Raw genomic sequence first — 18,686 nt, forward strand, 5'->3', positions numbered from 1 at the left:
GTCCATGCAGTTTCTGCAATTGCAGTCAATCTAGGAAAAACTTGCCAATCGAAACGATCTAAGTTAGGAACCCATTCAGTCCATAATGGTGCTTCAATACCTAGGACATTATTATGAAATTCTTTGGAAAGATTAGAGGGGATAGGGTCAAAGTGATATACTTTCCGTAATGGGGTCATGTAATATGGATAATCAAGGTAAGTATGAAAGAATTTTGAGACTATGAATTTTCTTCCTTTCTGGAGATGAGCTAATGTCAAATCATCTTTTCGTAGCCAATGTTGACCAATAATTTCTTGGTTAAGGTCTTCAAATCTTTCAGTTATAATTTCATTCCAACCAATAGGAATTTTACCTTTTTCCAACAAAAAACTTCCAATTCGATTGGTAAAATATTTTTGTAATGCTTCTTCATTCGCTAAATGCTCATCGATTAATCGTTTTTGACAATCTGGGCACTCTTTCCACCGATCTTTAGGTACTTCATCGCCTCCAAAATGAAAATACCTACTAGGGAACAGTTTTAATAATTCATTAAAAATTTGCTCGAGAAATTGAAAAGTAGATTCTTTACCCACACATAAGACATCTTTCTTAATTCCCCAAGTCGTAGCGACTTCAAATGGCCCACCAGTACAGCTATATTCAGGATAAGAGGCTAGGATTGCTGTTGAATGACCAGGTAGGTCAATCTCAGGAATAACATCTATAAAAAGTTGTGAGGCATAATCAACAATTTCGTGTATGTCTTCTTGGGTATAAAAACCTTGATGAGGAGGCCCCTTCTTTTTACCACGTATAAAACTGCGGTAACCTCCAATTTGAGACGATTTACGAAAAGATCCAATTTCGGTCAGCTTTGGGAATTTATTAATTTGAATGCGCCAGCCTTGATCCTCTGATAGATGCCAATGAAATTTATTTAGCTTGTGGAGAGCCATAAGATCAAGCATTCGCTTGACAGTAGTTTTCCCTTGGAAATGTCTCCCCTCATCTAACATAAAGCCTCGCCATCGAAAACGAGGGTAATCGACAATCTCAATCCCTTGAATTGGCCATACAGCAGTTTCTATTGGAGAAAGAGGGATAAGTTGCCTTAAAGTTTGGATAGCATAGTATAATCCCCTTTCATGGGCTCCCTGAATCAGAATTTTTTCTGTGTCAATTATTAAAGAGTACCCCTCTTTTCCTAAATTACTAAGCTTATCATTTAGCCTTAAATTTATACAATTAGAAGAATAAGTCTCTTTAGAAATCCTACATTCTAGCCCAATATCATCAACCAAAACTTTTTGGAGAATATTACCTGAAGCTTGTAATCTGGGGGAAATATCAATAAAGGTTTCCTTTGAAAGGAAAAAATTACCCTTATTAAGGGTGATCTTCACTGGATGAGGAATTACTGGGGGAATTTTCAATCTTATCATATCATATAATGGATTATATCCTATGCTTTGGATTTCCTCTAACTTTATTTAAAAAAAGATATAATTGGAATAGCTACTATTACGAGTTCTTAGCGGAATAAATTCTAGAATTTAATTCTTACTCTTTTCATTCATCTTTTTTTTCTATTCAAAAAATCAATAGAAATTTTTTGAGTATCTCTTGCATCAAATACACCATACTTTATACCAGATTGGTAAATTTTGGGAAGAGATGCATAATAAATGTAAAAAAGAAAAATAAATATTGAGAAATTAACGAAAAAAACTAAGATTCTTAGTCTTTTACTCAAGCCTGACCGTTTCTCCCCAGTAATTGAATAAATCGCGTTAATGATGTGAACAGAAAGAGGAATAGGTGCAAGAAATATAGCTATAGTCTCGCTTTCAAACGGATAAGTAGCGTTTCGTTTTTGAATGGCAATACTAACACTGTAGAATAAGGAAATTAAGAAGATTAAAGCTTGGCTTACCCAGTAGATTGGATTTAGTTTAGAGAGTCTTTCTCTTCTCTTAGAAGTTTTTATGTTAGAAATATCTGTCTGATTTAAACCAACTGACTTGGTTAAAAATTCAAGTTTTTTATCCTCTAAATTTTACACAATCCTATGATTTCACTTTCCTAATTCATTAGAATAAACTCCATACGCTACTGGAGGACCCTGATAAGGGACATAGATAATATTAAAAAAATGACCAACAGTGTAACCAATAAAAAATCCAAAAATGAATATAAGAAATGTAATAACAAGCAATCTAAGTAATAATTTGGGTTTATCTAATTTTGAAAAAATAATGGAATTGCAAAAGAGGATAGCTGATCCAAATGGATAATCAGGGTTCACTTCAATTATTCTATCTGGAACTATAGCATATCCACTCAAGAATGAAGAAACACCTATGATTGATTCAACTAATAAAAATGAATTTCTTGATATTTTTTTCCTTTTTTTCGCGTTCTGAATTTCATTGACATCATTGAGTGTCAAGCCAACATTATTTGCTATTTTTATCAATTCAGAATCAGATTTAGCCACAATATCATCCAGAGCTGTTTTTCTATAAGTTTTGTTGAAGAGTATTATTATATAATAGGATAATTATTTTTAAAATCTTGTATCTAAGAGAAGGATAATTTAAAAAAATACAAAGAAGTGTAAAACTAGAATATTCAAGTATTAAGTCAAAAATGATCATCTAGGGTTAAAGGAGAATTAAAACTGCAATCACTTCAATGTGCAGTATGGGAAATAACTCTTGAATGTAATCTGAAATGCTCTCATTGTGGATCCTCAGCAGGAAAAAAACGGAAAGGTGAGCTAACAACACTTGAAAGTATTGAGATATGCGAACAATTAGCCAATTTAAACTGTTCTACTATTGCTCTGATGGGAGGAGAACCTTTTTTAAAAGATGATTGGGAAAAAATCGCTCAATGTATAGTAGACCTAGGCATGAAACTGACTATAGTTTCCAATGGATTTATACTGAACCATTACCTGAATGAATTAATAAGATTACGACCAACAGTAGTAGGTATTAGTTTGGATGGACTCCGAAAAACCCATGATAAAATACGAGGCAAAAATGGATCTTTTGATCAGGCTGTAAAATCTATAAATCTACTAAGAAAAAATAATATCCAAACAACCATTATTACAACGGTCAGCAAAATAAATTTTAAAGAGCTTCCTAAAATACAGAAATTGATCTATAATAAGGGAGTTAATTGGCAAATTCAACTAGCATCTCCATTTGGAAACTTTGACAAGATTGATATGCTTTCCTATGAAGAATTTTATGCAGTTGGTTTATTAATCGCATCGTGGAGAGCAAAACATCATTTTCTGAATATGCCAGTAATAGGAACTCATTGTATTGGGTACCATTCAAAAATAATGGAGAATTTCATTTGGGATGGATGCACAGCAGGAAGAACGACAATGGGTATTACTTGTCAAGGTGATGTGGTAGGTTGTTTAGCAATGGGAAATGATCGTTTCATTGAAGGAAATCTGCGCGAAAAGAGTTTAGAAGAAATATGGCAAAACAAAAACGCATTTTCCTATAATAGGAAGTTTACAATGAATAAGTTAGGAGAATATTGCTCGAACTGTAGATTTGGAGAAAGTTGTAAAGGGGGTTGTAACTCAGTATCATTTAGTACAACAAATAAATGCCATAACGATCCATTTTGTTTTCATAGAATTGAAAAAGAGATCATAAATAAATAATGTAAGTTATCATATGAGTAGTGGAAAAATGGTTAATGAAGTTAATTTACATATTGGATGTGGAGAAAACTATTTTCCAAAGTCCCTAAACATTGACATAAATGAGAAATCAATTGCTGATATGGTTGCTCATGCTATTTTTCTACCAATAAAGGATGATAGTGTGGCTTCAATAAAATCGTACCATTTAATAGAACATTTTGACTGGGTAGATATACAATATTTGTTTAATGAATGGTACAGAGTATTAAAAGGGGGAGGAAAAGTAATTATTGAAGTTCCAGATATAGAAAAAGGGATAAAAGATCTTAAACAAAATAAAATATTGAAAAACCAAGTAAAGTGTATTCAATGGATGTTTGGAATAGATTCACTTGGGATGCATCACAAAGCTGGATTAACTTTTGATGTAATAAGGAATATACTTCAAGAGTTAGGATTCGAAGATATCATTAAAGAAAAACCAAAAACACATCTATATGGGAAAGGATTAAGGATATGTTGTATTAAGCCAGAAGAAGAGATTTTAGATCAAAAAATAATTCATCGATACTATAAAACTAGAATTTTTAGATTTATGTTGTTTAACCCCTCAAAAGAAAAAACTCTGTTAGAATTAAATCATTTAAATAAAATTTATGAATTGTTAAGATCTCTGGACAAGATAAAAGCTGAAAACCAATTAATAGAGGCAATTTTGGATTTATCAATTGCTAATCCAACCTTGGGACTAGAATTATTAGATGTATTAACAAATAGGGACATGATATCTCCAGAAAATATAAAAAAATGCGAAAATCTATTAATATACTTAGAAAAAATATCTTTTCAAAAGAAAATCATTAATTTATGGAAAAAAAAAGGAAAACAGCCAGGAAAATTCAATGAGGAGTTTCAAAGGTTCATTCAAAAGATTAAAAATAAATTAATTATAAATTTAAGAAATAACAATAATATTGAGAAAAATTTCTCTTATATATCGAAATTAGAAAACTCTAATCTACTATTTTTTGACAAATACTTTATTTTACAATCTGCAGTGGTAAATTTTAACTTAGGACTCCGTTATTTCACCAAAAAGGATTATACATTAGCTTTAATTAAATTAAGAGAGAGCTTACGATATAGTAAAGATAGTTTTCTGGTATATTGGAATATAGCACGATTATTGGCTATAAAGGATGATCCTCAAGTTGAAAAATTTTATAAAACTGCATATCATTTAATACAGGATAAAGGGAGGAAAATACTCCTTCTGAATGAAATGAAAGAAGTATTAATAGAGAAGAATGTTTTAAAATATAGAGATCCATATATGATAACTGATTAAAGCTAAACTATGGAAAGAATGAAAGATTGAACACCCGCGATCCTAAACTTACTGTTTTGTTGTTTAATGAAGCTATTAATAATCGTAACATTCAGGCTTTAGCAAATCTAATGACAGATGATCACAAATTTATTGATCGTAAGAATGAAGTAACCAGTCCTAAACAGGCAATGGTTCAAGGTTGGAAATATTTTTTCAAAAATTTCCCTGGATATTAGAACTATTTTTCAAGAATTGAATCTCAAAGTGAGACTGTAATAATTCCTGGATATGCTATATGGGAAAAGGGAGGAAAAAAAGATTATGCAATCTGGGTTGCAAAGGTTCAAAACGATTGTATAGCTGAATGGCGTATATATGAAGATAATGAAGAGATTCGTAAAAAATTTAATATCAAATAGTTTCGATTTCTATTAAACTAATAAAATCATTACTAAAAAAGATAATATGAAAAAACTTAGAAAAAATGCAAGAGAAAAAAGGGATTTTAAGATGGAAAAAATAGGGCAGGAAGCATATGTTCTCGACACAAGTGCTCACTCAGCTCTACTTACTTCCTCACGTTTAATTTTGGTTGATTCAGGAAGTGAGAATACTAAATTACAATTAAGAAGAGAAATAATGAAATGTGGCTATAAAGTTTCTGACATTCAACATATTATAATCACTCATGTCCATCAAGATCATATTGGGGGTTTGGCAATGATAAAAGAGGAAAGTGGAGCACGAACTGCCTCTCACATTCTAGAAGCTGAATCTATAACTAAAAAAACGCAGATTAAAATTAAAGATCGACTTGTTGATAGCCAAATTTATCAGGGCCTCCTTGTAATCCATACTCCAGGACATACAAAGGGTAATATTGCACTCTTAGACCAGGAAAACGGATTACTTGTTGCAGGAGATAGCTTTCGTTCTCAAGATAATCAATTTCTTCCAATGCCTGACCACTATAACCTTGATACAGAAGAACATAAGAAATCAATGAAGAAATTACTTGATTATTCATTTGATCATGTGATTGTCGGTCATGGACACCCTATACATTTCGAGGCTCATAAAATCCTTTTTAACTCGTTATAATGCTCCTTTACCTGAAAAATCGAAATCCTATTACCTATCTGTTACAATTTAGTCATTCGTTTAATGAATTCATGATTTAAGAATAAAAAGAAATTGAGGACAATAAGTCTTTATTTTCCACGCACATAAAAGACTTTATGAATAGTATTATCGTTAAAAGATTTTAAGGGCTTTTTGATGCAGGTAAATACGCGAATTTCTATGTTTCAGGAGGTCAGCATCTATGGGGGGAGGTTTTTGTACATCCAAAATATCCTAATTATATTAATTATTCTGCTTTTTTTACCTCAATTCTTTTTATTATATTTTTCTTGGCAATTAGCATATATTCTAGGAGGAATAATTAATTTAACCTTCATATTCGCAATTATTATAGACCTAATTGCGATTTCTCTGATTTGTATTAGTTATGGAGCTATTTTTTATTATTCTGAGGAAATAATTTATTCTAAATTTAATTAATTTAGAATTAAATTAATTAAAAGATTAATTAATTAAAAGATATACTACATAATGATTATGCTTAAAGAATGATATTTGTTTTTGATCTTTTAACTGTAGTGAAGACAAATGATAAGAGAGTTAACGAAACGAGAGGCGTATGATCTAGTAATTGGCGCAAAAATATTGGCAAATGGTGGAGGGGGTAACGAAAAACAGGCCCTAAATCTAATTGACGAGATATATAACATGCAGAGGAGTTTTAAGCTTGCATCGTTATCCTCCTTGAAAAAAAACGATTTATTGTGCATTATCGGATTAGTTGGAGGAGGAGTCTGTAAGGAGGAAAAAAATGTTGTAAAGGATTTACAAAGCATAATAAGAAATCCAATGACAACTGCAGTAAATATACTAGAAGATTATATAGGAACACATTTTACTGGATTTGTAGCTACTGAATTGGGCCCCAATAATTCCATAATTCCCCTTTATGTTGCTGCTTTAATGAACAGAATAGTTGTTGATGGTGATTGTTGTGGAAGGAGTAAACCGAAAATTTCTATTAGTACAACAACTGTAAAGGATATTCCAATTTTTCCTTTCAGTATTTGCAGTGAATTTGGTGATAAGATTATTGTGGAGGAGACTATTGATGACTCACGTGGTGAATTCATTGCGAGACTCATTTCACGATTTTCTAACGGCTCTATTGGAGTTGCACGATGTTCAATGACGGTACAGCAAGCTGAAGAAGCGATAATATCCTTTACATTATCTAAAGCGATTCAGCTTGGTAAAATTGTACGTGAAAGTCCACAAGACAAAAAAGATCCCATTCAAGCTATTTTAAAAACTATACCCGAGTCATTTCTAGTTTTTAAAGGAAAAATTATAAATTTTAAAAGAAATGAAGAGGGAGGATTCACATCTGGAATCATTGAATTAGAGAATGAAAATAATCATAGTTTCAAAGTTTTCTATCAAAATGAATACCTACTCACATGGTTTGATAAGGAACAGTTTATTTCATGTCCTGATAGTATACTGATTGTTGATAAAAAAACAGGTTTCGGATTGACTCCTTGGGAAGATGATTTTAAAATAAATCGAGAAGTAGTGGTGTTAGCTATAGATGCACCAAAGATATGGCAAACAAAAAGAGGATTGGAGATTTTTGGCCCACAGAATTTTCAAAAAGATTGGAAATTTTATAAACCAGCAAGCAAATTAGTCTCTAAATGATATTCATTAGATTAAATATCAATATTTTTAATCTAGTTAAGAATTCTTTGAACTATGATGAATCCAATTGTTACAACAATAAAAATTTGAATATAATTCAAAAAAAAATAACGAATATTTAAAAGATTTACAAAATAAATGTTTTTAGGATAATATCTGACAAAAATCATGAGTTCGAAAACTAAAAACGAGGTCAAACTAATTGTAAATGTTTTATCCATGATAAAAAAGATCTATTCTCTCAAGAATTTTCTATGTGTCTTTGGAGAAAAATCATAATAAAAGTTGAATACAATCTTAAAAAGCAAAATTAAGCTAAAACATAGAAATGCAACGATTGCTAAAAAAATAAATCCTTCTTTAAAACTAAAATTATCCACAAACCAACCAAAAATAGTAGGGGAAAGCGCTCCAGTAAGTGTTGCCCCAGTAAATAATGCCCCAAAAGCTTGCCCCATATCTATCCCACTTGTTACTTCTGAAATAATGGTAGGAAGTATGGATGCCCCTAAAAAGAAAAAAAAGGTCAGGTTAAAGTAAATAACTAGAACAGAAACTGGATCTGTTCGAAACAAAGCCAGTAATAGTAATAAGGAACTTGCAAGCCCAGTTGAGAGTAACATCATATTAATTCGTATAGCGACTCGTTCTTTCTTTAGGCAATTTCTCCTTTGAATACGTAAATTATTGATATACCCAGCTAAAAACGAAGCAAAGGATCCAAGCCCGAGAGCAATTGCAGTTAGAATTGAAGCATGTACTTTCTCAAAAGCGAATGCATCAGCAAAGATAACATTTGTAAAATAAGATAGGGTTCGAAAGACTGGGGCACGAGCAGCGGAAATGATAACTAAGACTATAACTAAAAATATCAATTGGGTTTTAATAAACTGTTTATCTGCGGTTAATTCTTTAGATTTATGGTTATTGATAAAATCATCTGTCATTTTATTGGAAGGGTAAAATTTGGCTAATGTCAAGCCTGAAAAAAATTGAATAAGTCCAAATGCTAAAAATGCTACTCTCCATCCCCCGAAATTAACTGCAATGAGCATCGCAACTAATGGTGTCAATGCAGATCCAAAATTTCCCGCTACTGCGTTAATACCCATATTTTTATCTTTATTAGGCATGCTATTTATAAGAGAGAAAGCTAATGGATGATATGTTGAAAGAGCGATCCCCAGAAGGATTGTCCCAATGGCTAGTTCTATGAAACTTTGAGCTATGCTCATTATAAATGCAAAAATAGCAATACCGATCAGTCCGAGCCAGATCATTGACTTACGCCATGTAGGCTTACGGTCACCGAGATAACCAACAACCGTGGATAAAAAGATCATCATAAACAAGGGAATTGTTCCAAGTAGTCCCTGTTCAGTATAAGTCAGAAGTATGTCACTTTGAAGGTAAATAAGAAGGTTAGGAGTTAGATAATTCCCTACATGATTCATAAAATGACCTATTGAGATCCAAAAGATGATATTTCGTTCTATCGCTGAATCTATTTCCATACCGAGTCAATGTGTTTTTTTCTTATTGCGTTTATATGCCATAGCATATAATGGTTTTGGGGATATGAAATAGCTTGTGGCAAAACTGTTTTTTAATAGTAAGTGTTTTAGTTGTAAAGCAGAAATTCTACACGAATTATTAGTCAGAGGACTCTATGTGATTATTCGGGAATTTTTAGCCATTCATGAATCGGGAATAGTACTTTTTCATAGAAAGTATGTTTCTTCAAAAAGCAAAACATCTACTGAACAACTACTTCTTCGATCTGGCTTGATCTCTGCACTTTATAATTACACGAGTGAAGTTGAACACGACGCTTTAGACTTTATTAAGATGGAAAAGGTCACATTATTTTTTAAAAAACGATTTCAATTATTATTCGTTCTGTTTCTAGAATCTTCTTTTCCAACTGTCTGGTGTGAAGCTGAGTTTGATGAATTACTTTCGAAATTCTTTGAACTATTTCCAGGAATCATTTTGAACCAAGATGTCATTGATGTTCGTTTATTTGAGGGATTTTTGCCTCATGCGGATTTGATTATTACTAATCTTTCCAAGAAACTTGAATTATTGATGTTTCTCATTGAAGATGAATTAATGACAGAGGATGAATATTCTCAAACTGAAAATCTTAATATTCTTGGAAATAAGGTGGGGATCCGCCTTTTAAATCGGAATCATGACATTTTTCAACATATTTTACTTCAAGGAGATGAAGCAATTCTAGAACATCTTGACCACATCATCGCTATGTTATTGGGGGACCATCATATTTCCCGAGAGAACACAACATTCTCTCTTGAATGTACTAAGTGTTTTTTGTGTCCTAAAGGTAATGTTTTGCAAGATTGTTTCTTCTCAGGACTTTTAAATACGATTATCAATCAGCTGGATAAAGATTTTCGTGTTCAAGTTCTAACATCTTCTGTTCTTGGAAAATTCTAAGTAAATCGAAAGAATAAGTTTATTTGTAGCAATACGAAGGGTCACTTATGGAAGCCTTCTCAGAATTAAGAGTACCAGAGCTCGATGTACATCTACCTCGTCTTTCACTTGCTCTTCATAAAGACCTTTTAGGTTGGTCCCTTCAACAGGCTTGGGAAACTCTGAACTTTCAGGAACTTGCCAACAGTTTAGAAGAATTCATTACTTCACACACACACTTTGACTCCGAACTTCCAGAATTATATTACATTCAAGCCAAACTATTGTTTATGGCAGGGGACTTATTGAAGTTAAATGAACTCTATTTCTTGACTATTAATAATGCCCCTCATTTAGGTGTAATATTATTTTATGCATTAGGCCTAGCCTTCCAAGGCCATACTAACGAAGCGTTAGAAATTATAAATAAAACAAATTTAAAAAGTCATTCCAATGATTTTATGCTTTTTGCTGAAGGCATGGGTCTCATTCTTTATATTTATTCTATTAAAAGGGATTATGCTCATATTAGCGTTATAAAAAACAAACTATTAAAATATTTAAATAAGAATAAAGTACCTGATGAAATTAAAGCCTATATTTTACCTTGGGCGGATATTCGTCATGCTTATTCATTACGTGCGAGTGGCCAGATCCAAAAGGCTCAAAGAATGCTTATTCATACTCTGGATGAATTGGAATTCTTCCCACACCGTTTTTTTCAAACAATGGCACTAACTGTGCTTGGTCAATGCTATCATAATAGGGGACGTATTTCCACCGCCTTGGATTATTATGATCAAGCTATCGACATAGCACAAACGACCAAAGCACAAACCCAATTATCAATTCTGTATAATCGGATTGGAATAGCATTTGTTTCCAAAAAGGAATATACTCTAGCAAACGATTATTTTAAAATAGCAATCAATTACGCTAATGAATCGGGAGCCCGTTGGTTGTTAATTGGACCATTAGTAAACAGAGTCCAATACAAATTAGCTCAAGGAAAGATTCAAGACGCTATATCAGATTACCATATGTTTGTAGAAGTAGCAGAAGGAACAGGTGATGACCAAGAACTTTGTTTTGCCCTTATGGCTCTTGCAGAACTTTACCAACAAATCGATGATTTACCAAAATATAAATTTTATTTAGAAAAAGGGGTTCAGCTAGGGCTTAAACTAGGTATTTTTCAACTCGCTCATAACGACAATTCCGATTTAGATGAATATAACTAATTATATAGCTCTTATTTTTTGTATTATTCCTATAATGACTTTCATGTGAAAGAAAAAAGATTTATGAAAACTCAATATTATCCCAAATTAGATGAAGAAGGTGAGTTTACAATCGTCTAAGCGAAGGATCCCAATCGCTATAGTAGGCCTTGAGAATGCCGGAAAAACTTCTTTTACCATCCGCCTAAAAACTGGAAAATTCCGATCAACCGTTATTCCTACACGAGGCATTGATATAGAAACATGGGAAGATGAAGAAGGAGCAGGATATTTCAATCTATTCGACTTGGGAGGCCACACTCATTTTCGAGAAATGTTTTGGAAAACTTATGTCCAACTTTCTAATGGGATCATCTTTATTATCGATTCTAGTGATAAAAATCGTCTAAAAGAATCTGCTAAATGGTTTTGGAATTGTATCGATTGGAATAAGACCGCTCCTTTGCTCATATTAGTAAATAAAGTCGATTTAATTCCCCATGCGGATATCTCGGAAATAATGGAAGTTTTTCAATTAGGTAATCTTAGTCAAAATCCAAATCGTCCTTATCAAATATTTGAGACCTCTATTAAAACTGGGATTAACTTAGATGATGCAATTGAATGGTTCTTTCAAAAAATTACTACTGAAATTAGTACAAAGCGGATTAAGCTTAAAGGAATGTATATTTATCTGCCAACAGGACTTTTAATTGCGTCTCATAGATTCAAGAGATTTGATGATGAGCTAGATGATGATTTAGTTCCTGGCTTTCTCGTTGCAGTCGATAATATCGCCTCTGGGGTAATTGGAACCCGAGATAGCCTTCAATCTATTAACTCAGCAAATAATTCTATCCTTATGGTTAAACGTTATGGATTACTATGTGCCATAGTGTCTGAAAAAGGCTCTGATCCCAAAATAACCCGTATTATTGCAGAATCTTTTTTAAACTATTTACAGGGTCAATTTAATACTGAAATAAAGCAATTTAAAGTTGATGGGAAAATTCACCTTCCTCAAGATTTCATCGTAAATTATTTAATGAAGGAATTTGCAGAAAACATAATCTTTGAATAAGAGCTCTTAAAGTTTATCAAATATATTCTAACGAGGTAATATTTTTGGAAAAACGCTGGATGATGATAATTGTCTTTTCAACTACAATTGTCCTAGGTTTAATGGTTTTTTTAGCTTTTTCGCTTGTTTTAAATAATGAAAATGGTATCATAGATTCCTCACCTGATTATCCCATTATTTCAGTATTTATACTATTTCTATTAATTATTTTTGCCGTTCTTATTCCTATTATGCGGTTTTTTCGGCGATAATAATAGGCAATAGGATATTTAATGGAGTAAATTCCCTTTTTAAATTATTAGATATTCCTGTGATTTGAGACATATCAAAAAAGTGATTGATCGAATTAGTCTGCCAATTTGAAAAGTTTTTTATTTTTAATATCTATTATCAACCTGAACTCTTTTCTATTAATATCTGGGACTTTTTATGGTTAACGTTTTCATAATTGATGATGATGAAAGCATTGTTTTTCTATTTCAAGAATTCCTTGGATTAAATGGACATAAAGTAATTGCAAAGGCCTTTGATGGAGAAGAAGCGATTCAAGTTTTTAAAAATCTATTAATTACATCCTTTTATCCGGATATTATATTAATAGATTACCGAATGCCAAAAAAAGATGGATTAGAGGTTACTAAAGAACTCCTTTCCCTTAAATCAGATCTGAAAATCATCTTCGTGAGTGCTGATAGTAGTATTAAAGAAAAGGCATTCAAAGCAGGTATTATTTCTTTTTTAGAGAAACCAACTGACTTAGAATTTTTAAACAATACAATAAAACAAGCTGTCTCAAAGTAGTTCTAGATACCATTATAAATAGACTTTTAATCATAGTCCAGTGGATTTTTTTAAGGTATTTATCTAGGTTTTAGCGCTTTGTAAGCAATTATAAAACTATGACAAGCTCAAAAGGAGGTGTAATTCATCAATGCTGGATTATAAAGATAATAGAAGAACAAAACGATGGACTTTGGTTTACATTGGTAGTTACACCTTAAATCAATTATTTTAAGCATTAAGTTAAACATCCTGTTTCTACCTTTTTGAAACCATAAAAGACTTCGCGTTGAAATTTCAGAGAATTTGTCTCTAGACTGATGATGTGAGCTTGTTTATGACATTTATCTCACAGTCTCTGCTATTTGGATAATAATACATGTTTTAGCACTGGAGACTCTATATAATTAACTAAGAACGATTCAAACCAAAAAATTTTTAAATTAAAGCATTAATTTTGTATTAAATTAAGATTATAATTGTATAATTCTTTAAAAATGTTATTAATGCACAAATTAACAGGTAGAAAGAATATAAAGGAAATTTAGATTAAAATTGAGTATTGATAAAAACCAGCGATTGGGTTATGATCGGTTCGGAAAACGAGAAAAGGACCGCGAAGAAGAAAAATTTCACAAGATAACGAAAAAACGTGAAATTCGTGAGATACGAATCGTTGAAGCCAAACAACAACTCTTAGCTATCCCAGAGATTTCTAAAATCCGCTCTATTATAGGAGCGGGAAAAGAAGCTACGGTTTTACTTGCAATTGATACACAGGAACAGTTTGTTTGCGCAAAAGTTTTTAGATTCTTCACTAGTACTATCAAAAAACGTTTAAAAGGAACAATTCATCTTTTTCCTGAAGATATGGCATCAATCGCAGCAAAACAAGAATATTGGAACCTTAAAGAAATGTATGAGAAAGGAATTCCTGTCCCGCAACCAATAAAGCTGAAAGATAATATCTTACTTATGAAATTCATTTCTGATAAAATTAATGAAGAAAAACCAGCCCCTCTAATACGGGATATTACTATAGCTGACCCTACAGAGACACTATATGATGCTGTGGATATTTTAGCAGATCTTTTTCTTAAAGCTCAATTTATTCATGGAGATTATAGTGAACATAATTTAATGGTCGGAGAGCAGTTGATTACGATGGATGTCTCCCAATCGGTTCAGTACAATCAAAAAACATTTATTAATACCCCAATTCGCATTAGAATAGACCGAGCAGTAGACCTTCTTAAAACAGACCTGATAAACCTTAATAAATATTTTCAAAGAAGGTATAAAGTATTTTTTAATACTGAAGAGGTCTTAGAATCCATAGTAAAAGAATTACCACCAAGACTCAAGAATTTTCTGGAAGAAAAAACTATGGAAATTTACCCAGGAGAAATGCTTTCTACTGAGGTTCTTAATGGAAAACAATCCTATCGTGATATGATGGTTTTTCAAAGGTCTAGAAGATCAAGACAAAAGCCAAAACACTAGGGGTGATCTTAACTCAATCAAAATAAAATAAATAATCTTCAATATTTACTTGAAAAACAAAATATGACTCCTCTTTTAAATGAGAACTCTCCTTATAACAATGATTATGCAGATATAACCAAATACATTAATAATGTTAATTTTAGGAGGATTATCATTCATACTCCTTTGTATTGGATTATTTTCTCTTTCCTTTTAATGCTATTCTTCCCCAGCTCTAGTAAAACCTTCCACTTATCTACATATATTCATATCTAGTGGTACGATTTTATTTTTATTATGTATTCTTTTATTTTTCATTGATTTTGGAACTTGGGGAAATTTTTTTATAGTAAAACAGATAGTAGTACCCCTTCAATTACTAAGTAATCTTTCTTTAACAATTTTTTTTGTTCATCCTGTTATTTTTGTTCTAAATCCTACTCTCGTTCCTTCAAAAAGTCTTTTTTTAATACTTGCTACATTTTATGCACTTTTATTTATCCCAATCTCTCTTTTATGGCAAAAATTTAATTATCGATTTAGTCTCGAATGGTTTATACGACAATATTCATAAGATTATTTCACTTTTATTATCATAAACATTTATATCCTCACTATGAGATAATAATTGAATAAAACTAAAGAAAAAGACACCGAGGTAGATTTGTGAAAGCTATTCAATTACCTATTAAAACTTTAAATTGGTTATTAGAAGAGAATAATCCTCCTATAAGAAATTTGACGAAAAAATTCATACAAGATAAGTCCCTTTCAAAGAATGAGATTGATGAAGTAAACGAATATCCACCTATCAAAAAGCTAATCTCATTGATTAAACCAAACGGAACTTGGAGTAACCAGAAAGATCCTTATAAGAAATATACAGGTGATTATTGGCAATTAATCTTTCTTTGTGATTTGAATGCGAACCCAAATGATCTAATCCATAATGCATGTATTAATATTCTATCCTATCAGCTCCCTGAAGGAGGATTTACCCATAAAATTGGTTCCAAATTTCAATTGATCTGTTTGACTGCGAATATAATTCGATCACTCATTCATTTTGGAATTAATGACGAAAGAACCCAAAAGGGAATTTCTTTCATAACCAATCACATCCTTGAAAATCAAGGTGCATTCTGTGCTCCTGATCCGTTATATACTATTTTACCCGATTGTCAGATGGCTCTTACAAAAGTCTTGGCAATGTATGCATCACTAAAGCATAACAATATGCATTCTAATATTCAACAGGCAATGAACATTATTGTGAAAAAAATATTAGATAACAAAATATTCAGATATATACCTAATGGTTCCAAAGAGTATTATAATTTAATTAAAGGAAAGAAAAGCGAGGAGATTAGAAGAATAAGACAAAAATTTTTATTAAATCCTGAAAAGCTAAAGAAAAAGGAAATTAAAAAGAGTTGGTTGAAATTCGGTTTTCCTCAATCTTATTCCTCAGATGCTCTAGAAACATTATACTGGCTTTCAATGAGCAAAGTTCTCTATCATAAAGAGTTTGAAGAGGCTCTTAACCATGTAATCAAGTCTATGGATCCCTCAGGCTACTGGATAAACCAGATTGCGTTTAGAAATCCAATGTTAGTTGAAATAGAACCCCAAAAGTCTCCCTCTAGATGGTTAACTTTCAGAGCATGTTTTGTGCTAAAGAATTACTGCGAACTGGTATTTCAGGACTCATAAATATCACTTGAATTAGGATATTTCTAAAAAATCTTCTCGGATCTCTCATTTGATTACTTATTTTTTGTTAATAACAGAGTGAAATTTTAAGGCCATTTAATGTTAAGTATAAATGATTTAGCTGTAGCTCGGTAATATTTGAGGACTATTCCATATTCATTTTTTACTTTTCGGGAAAGTAATGCTAAATCCTTGGCAATCAAATCATCAAGATGTGTTTTTATTGTCCTGGGATTAAGTTGAGTTTTTTCTTTTAAATCCATTATATTTAATTCTTTTTCACGTAATAAATAAAGTATTTCTTGCTTTTTTTCATGAAATAAAACTGGAATAACCGATGGGTCTCTTAATTCTTTCTTTTCAGGTATTACTACCTCTTTACCTGATTCCTTAGATTTATCATAAAAGGAATTGGTCATTCACAAATAATCCTTTTTACATTTCCTTAAGGGAAAAATATAATTCAATAATTCCTTCAATTGGAATTCATGTTGAGATAAATTTAAATTAGATAATAGAATGATATTCTGAACTCTTATTCATGATGGTAATTGCTGAAGCAATTATCATCTTTAGTCTTTTTCTCATTGCTATAAGGATGGATGGTTTCTTAGAATTACATTGATTTTCTTTTACGAGAAGCTATGAGAATCATTAGTGAACATAAAATAATTATGAAAGGTATATTCGTTATCTCTTGATCAGTTAATGCAGTTGTTGTTTTGGTTTGAAAACTTGTTTGTGTTTGTGAACTAGTAGGCATTGTTTCAGTTATCGGTTCAGAGAAGAAATATTCCAGCATATCATCTAAGATATGCCGCCAAGCACCAAAACTGTGACATTCTGGATTATAAACAGCTGTTGTAGACCATCCTTTTGCATTACAAATTGAAACCATATTTTTTGTATCCTCTACCATTGGCACCTTGAAATTATTATTATTTTCATATAAGCCAACTGAAAACCATGTTTTCAGATCCATAGAGATAGGGGTCTGTGCATATTTTGACATTATCCCAAATGTAGTTTCTCCTCTTGAATAACTCCCTGATTGTGAAGCTAATAGCTTAAATGTGTTAGAAAGTTCTAGGACAACATATGCTGAGGCTAGAGCACTGATTGAAAACCCCAAATGCAATCGAGCATATGGCGAAGGGTTTGTAGCATAATTTGCATCTATAAACGCTACTAAGCCATCTAAAAATGTTAAATATTCTGCATTACAATTATACCAGTTGATACGAGAATAAATGTCATTTGGATTATTGGGATCAGCATCTTTATGGTCTATAAAGATTGCTATTATAGGCTCGATTCTTTGATCTGCTATCATATTATCTAAAATGTCCGTGGCTGACATCAATTGAATATAATAAGAACCATCCCCGGTGTACATAGTGGGGTAGTTACCTAGCTGATCATAGTTTGGAGGAAGGTATACTTGTACAATCGGGTTGTTCCAAGGTGTTTGAAGAGTTGTGAGAGTACCATGTGGGATATCTGGTCTATGAATAATATCAAGTGGTTGTATAAACTTAGGCATTGCTAGTTCAGAAGCATTTTTACCAAAAGTATAAGGGGTCTGATTAGGATTACGGGGATCTATTCGCCATTCATCTTCTCCATTAATTATGAAGAAATAATCAATTCGAGTCGCAGGTTCAATAATAAATTCGAATGATGTGTGAGGAAACTGAAAAAAATTGCTAGAGAGTGCATAATAGAAAAAAGAAAAATTATCATCCAATTTGGTCATATTAATTGCATTATAGGCAGTAAAGTCTCCTAATATCGCACATGATTCAATTGATGTGGTTGAATTATAATAGATGAATACAACATGAGAATCATTTTGAATCGCTGGAAAACCACCACCATCAGTTTCTTGCCATGTAATATAGTAATCTATAACTGTAGCTTTTTCTGATTCCGTTGAATTGTGATATTGTACCAGAAAATCATAAAAACTAGAGAAAAATTGGTTGGTATTAAGTTCAGAAGTTTTTTTTACAATATTATCAACTTTATTGTCATTCTCAGTTTTTACTACTTGAATTAGGTTTGGAGTCATTATAATTGTATTTAAAGAGATTAAGAATGCAATTATCAGAAACAAGCAATTATATTTTGGCAAAAATTTCACCTAAAAAGAGAATTAATTTGAAAAAATATTAGTTTTTAGACAGAGGCAGA

At 31.7% G+C, this 18,686-nt stretch carries 17 protein-coding genes; 12 read left to right on the forward strand and 5 right to left on the reverse strand.

Translation table 11 applies throughout. From position 1 onward, the window contains the following. Together ACWVCY_RS10175 and ACWVCY_RS10180 are read right to left on the reverse strand one after the other, a co-directional pair. On the reverse strand, positions 1-1,418 hold a 1,418-nt coding region (locus tag ACWVCY_RS10175; protein WP_455142664.1), incomplete at its 3' end, for a beta-N-acetylhexosaminidase. Between the two features lie 641 nt (positions 1,419-2,059). Next, the gene (locus ACWVCY_RS10180; RefSeq protein ID WP_455142666.1) at positions 2,060-2,482 is read right to left on the reverse strand and encodes a hypothetical protein; all 423 of its coding nucleotides are present in this window, start codon (positions 2,480-2,482) and stop codon (positions 2,060-2,062) included. 183 nt (positions 2,483-2,665) lie between these two features. On the opposite strand from ACWVCY_RS10180, the gene ACWVCY_RS10185 reads away from it, so the two are divergent. The 5 genes from ACWVCY_RS10185 (at position 2,666) to ACWVCY_RS10205 (ending at position 7,775) form a co-directional block, all read left to right on the forward strand. Further along, positions 2,666-3,679, forward strand: coding sequence for a radical SAM protein (locus tag ACWVCY_RS10185; RefSeq protein WP_455142770.1), 1,014 nt, complete (start codon positions 2,666-2,668; stop codon positions 3,677-3,679). A gap of 28 nt (positions 3,680-3,707) precedes the next feature. After that, entirely contained in the window at positions 3,708-5,009 is a 1,302-nt protein-coding gene (locus tag ACWVCY_RS10190) for a class I SAM-dependent methyltransferase (RefSeq protein ID WP_455142668.1), read from the forward strand. A gap of 26 nt (positions 5,010-5,035) precedes the next feature. Then, on the forward strand, positions 5,036-5,227 hold the full coding sequence (locus ACWVCY_RS10195; RefSeq protein ID WP_455142670.1) for a nuclear transport factor 2 family protein: 192 nt from the start codon (positions 5,036-5,038) through the stop codon (positions 5,225-5,227). Positions 5,228-5,501: 274 nt separating this feature from the next. Further along, positions 5,502-6,092 carry an MBL fold metallo-hydrolase gene (locus ACWVCY_RS10200; protein ID WP_455142672.1) on the forward strand — a complete coding sequence of 197 codons (591 nt, stop codon included), beginning with the start codon at positions 5,502-5,504 and terminating at the stop codon, positions 6,090-6,092. Between the two features lie 570 nt (positions 6,093-6,662). Next, entirely contained in the window at positions 6,663-7,775 is a 1,113-nt protein-coding gene (locus ACWVCY_RS10205; RefSeq protein WP_455142674.1) for a DUF917 domain-containing protein, read from the forward strand. A gap of 233 nt (positions 7,776-8,008) precedes the next feature. Here ACWVCY_RS10205 and ACWVCY_RS10210 read toward each other — a convergent pair whose 3' ends face one another. Further along, positions 8,009-9,289, reverse strand: coding sequence for an MFS transporter (locus ACWVCY_RS10210; protein WP_455142676.1), 1,281 nt, complete (start codon positions 9,287-9,289; stop codon positions 8,009-8,011). A gap of 76 nt (positions 9,290-9,365) precedes the next feature. On the opposite strand from ACWVCY_RS10210, the gene ACWVCY_RS10215 reads away from it, so the two are divergent. The 7 genes from ACWVCY_RS10215 to ACWVCY_RS10245 all read left to right on the forward strand — a co-directional run bounded on the left by ACWVCY_RS10215 (position 9,366) and on the right by ACWVCY_RS10245 (position 16,493). After that, positions 9,366-10,235, forward strand: coding sequence for a hypothetical protein (locus tag ACWVCY_RS10215; protein WP_455142678.1), 870 nt, complete (start codon positions 9,366-9,368; stop codon positions 10,233-10,235). 47 nt (positions 10,236-10,282) lie between these two features. Beyond that, a complete protein-coding gene (locus tag ACWVCY_RS10220; protein WP_455142680.1) occupies positions 10,283-11,455 on the forward strand; it encodes a tetratricopeptide repeat protein in 1,173 nt (390 codons plus the stop codon). 100 nt (positions 11,456-11,555) lie between these two features. Next, positions 11,556-12,515 (forward strand): ADP-ribosylation factor-like protein, encoded by a 960-nt coding sequence (locus ACWVCY_RS10225; RefSeq protein ID WP_455142682.1) that lies wholly within the window; start codon positions 11,556-11,558, stop codon positions 12,513-12,515. 44 nt (positions 12,516-12,559) lie between these two features. Continuing rightward, a complete protein-coding gene (locus ACWVCY_RS10230; protein WP_455142684.1) occupies positions 12,560-12,766 on the forward strand; it encodes a hypothetical protein in 207 nt (68 codons plus the stop codon). A 178-nt stretch (positions 12,767-12,944) separates the two neighbouring features. Further along, positions 12,945-13,316, forward strand: coding sequence for a response regulator (locus ACWVCY_RS10235; protein WP_455142686.1), 372 nt, complete (start codon positions 12,945-12,947; stop codon positions 13,314-13,316). 534 nt (positions 13,317-13,850) lie between these two features. Beyond that, positions 13,851-14,798 carry an RIO1 family regulatory kinase/ATPase domain-containing protein gene (locus tag ACWVCY_RS10240; RefSeq protein ID WP_455142688.1) on the forward strand — a complete coding sequence of 316 codons (948 nt, stop codon included), beginning with the start codon at positions 13,851-13,853 and terminating at the stop codon, positions 14,796-14,798. A gap of 648 nt (positions 14,799-15,446) precedes the next feature. Then, positions 15,447-16,493: a hypothetical protein gene (locus ACWVCY_RS10245; protein WP_455142690.1), complete on the forward strand. Its 1,047-nt coding sequence runs from the start codon at positions 15,447-15,449 to the stop codon at positions 16,491-16,493. Between the two features lie 86 nt (positions 16,494-16,579). On the opposite strand, the gene ACWVCY_RS10250 is transcribed toward ACWVCY_RS10245, so the two are convergent. Beyond that, positions 16,580-16,912 (reverse strand): winged helix-turn-helix domain-containing protein, encoded by a 333-nt coding sequence (locus ACWVCY_RS10250; RefSeq protein WP_455142692.1) that lies wholly within the window; start codon positions 16,910-16,912, stop codon positions 16,580-16,582. Positions 16,913-17,109: 197 nt separating this feature from the next. After that, complete coding sequence (locus ACWVCY_RS10255; RefSeq protein WP_455142694.1) at positions 17,110-18,627, reverse strand: alpha/beta hydrolase; 1,518 nt, start codon at positions 18,625-18,627, stop codon at positions 17,110-17,112. Between the last annotated feature and the right edge of the window lie 59 nt (positions 18,628-18,686).

The sequence above is a fragment of the Candidatus Hodarchaeum mangrovi genome (genome assembly GCF_975850365.1).

Excerpts from the sequence above, each read along its gene's own strand:
- ACWVCY_RS10190 (WP_455142668.1), top strand. The coding sequence starts at position 3,708 with ATGGTTAATGAAGTTAATTTACATATTGGATGTGGAGAAAACTATTTT.
- ACWVCY_RS10200 (WP_455142672.1), top strand. The coding sequence starts at position 5,502 with ATGGAAAAAATAGGGCAGGAAGCATATGTTCTCGACACAAGTGCTCAC.
- ACWVCY_RS10205 (WP_455142674.1), top strand. The coding sequence starts at position 6,663 with ATGATAAGAGAGTTAACGAAACGAGAGGCGTATGATCTAGTAATTGGC.
- ACWVCY_RS10210 (WP_455142676.1), bottom strand. The coding sequence starts at position 9,289 with ATGGAAATAGATTCAGCGATAGAACGAAATATCATCTTTTGGATCTCA.
- ACWVCY_RS10220 (WP_455142680.1), top strand. The coding sequence starts at position 10,283 with ATGGAAGCCTTCTCAGAATTAAGAGTACCAGAGCTCGATGTACATCTA.
- ACWVCY_RS10235 (WP_455142686.1), top strand. The coding sequence starts at position 12,945 with ATGGTTAACGTTTTCATAATTGATGATGATGAAAGCATTGTTTTTCTA.
- ACWVCY_RS10250 (WP_455142692.1), bottom strand. The coding sequence starts at position 16,912 with ATGACCAATTCCTTTTATGATAAATCTAAGGAATCAGGTAAAGAGGTA.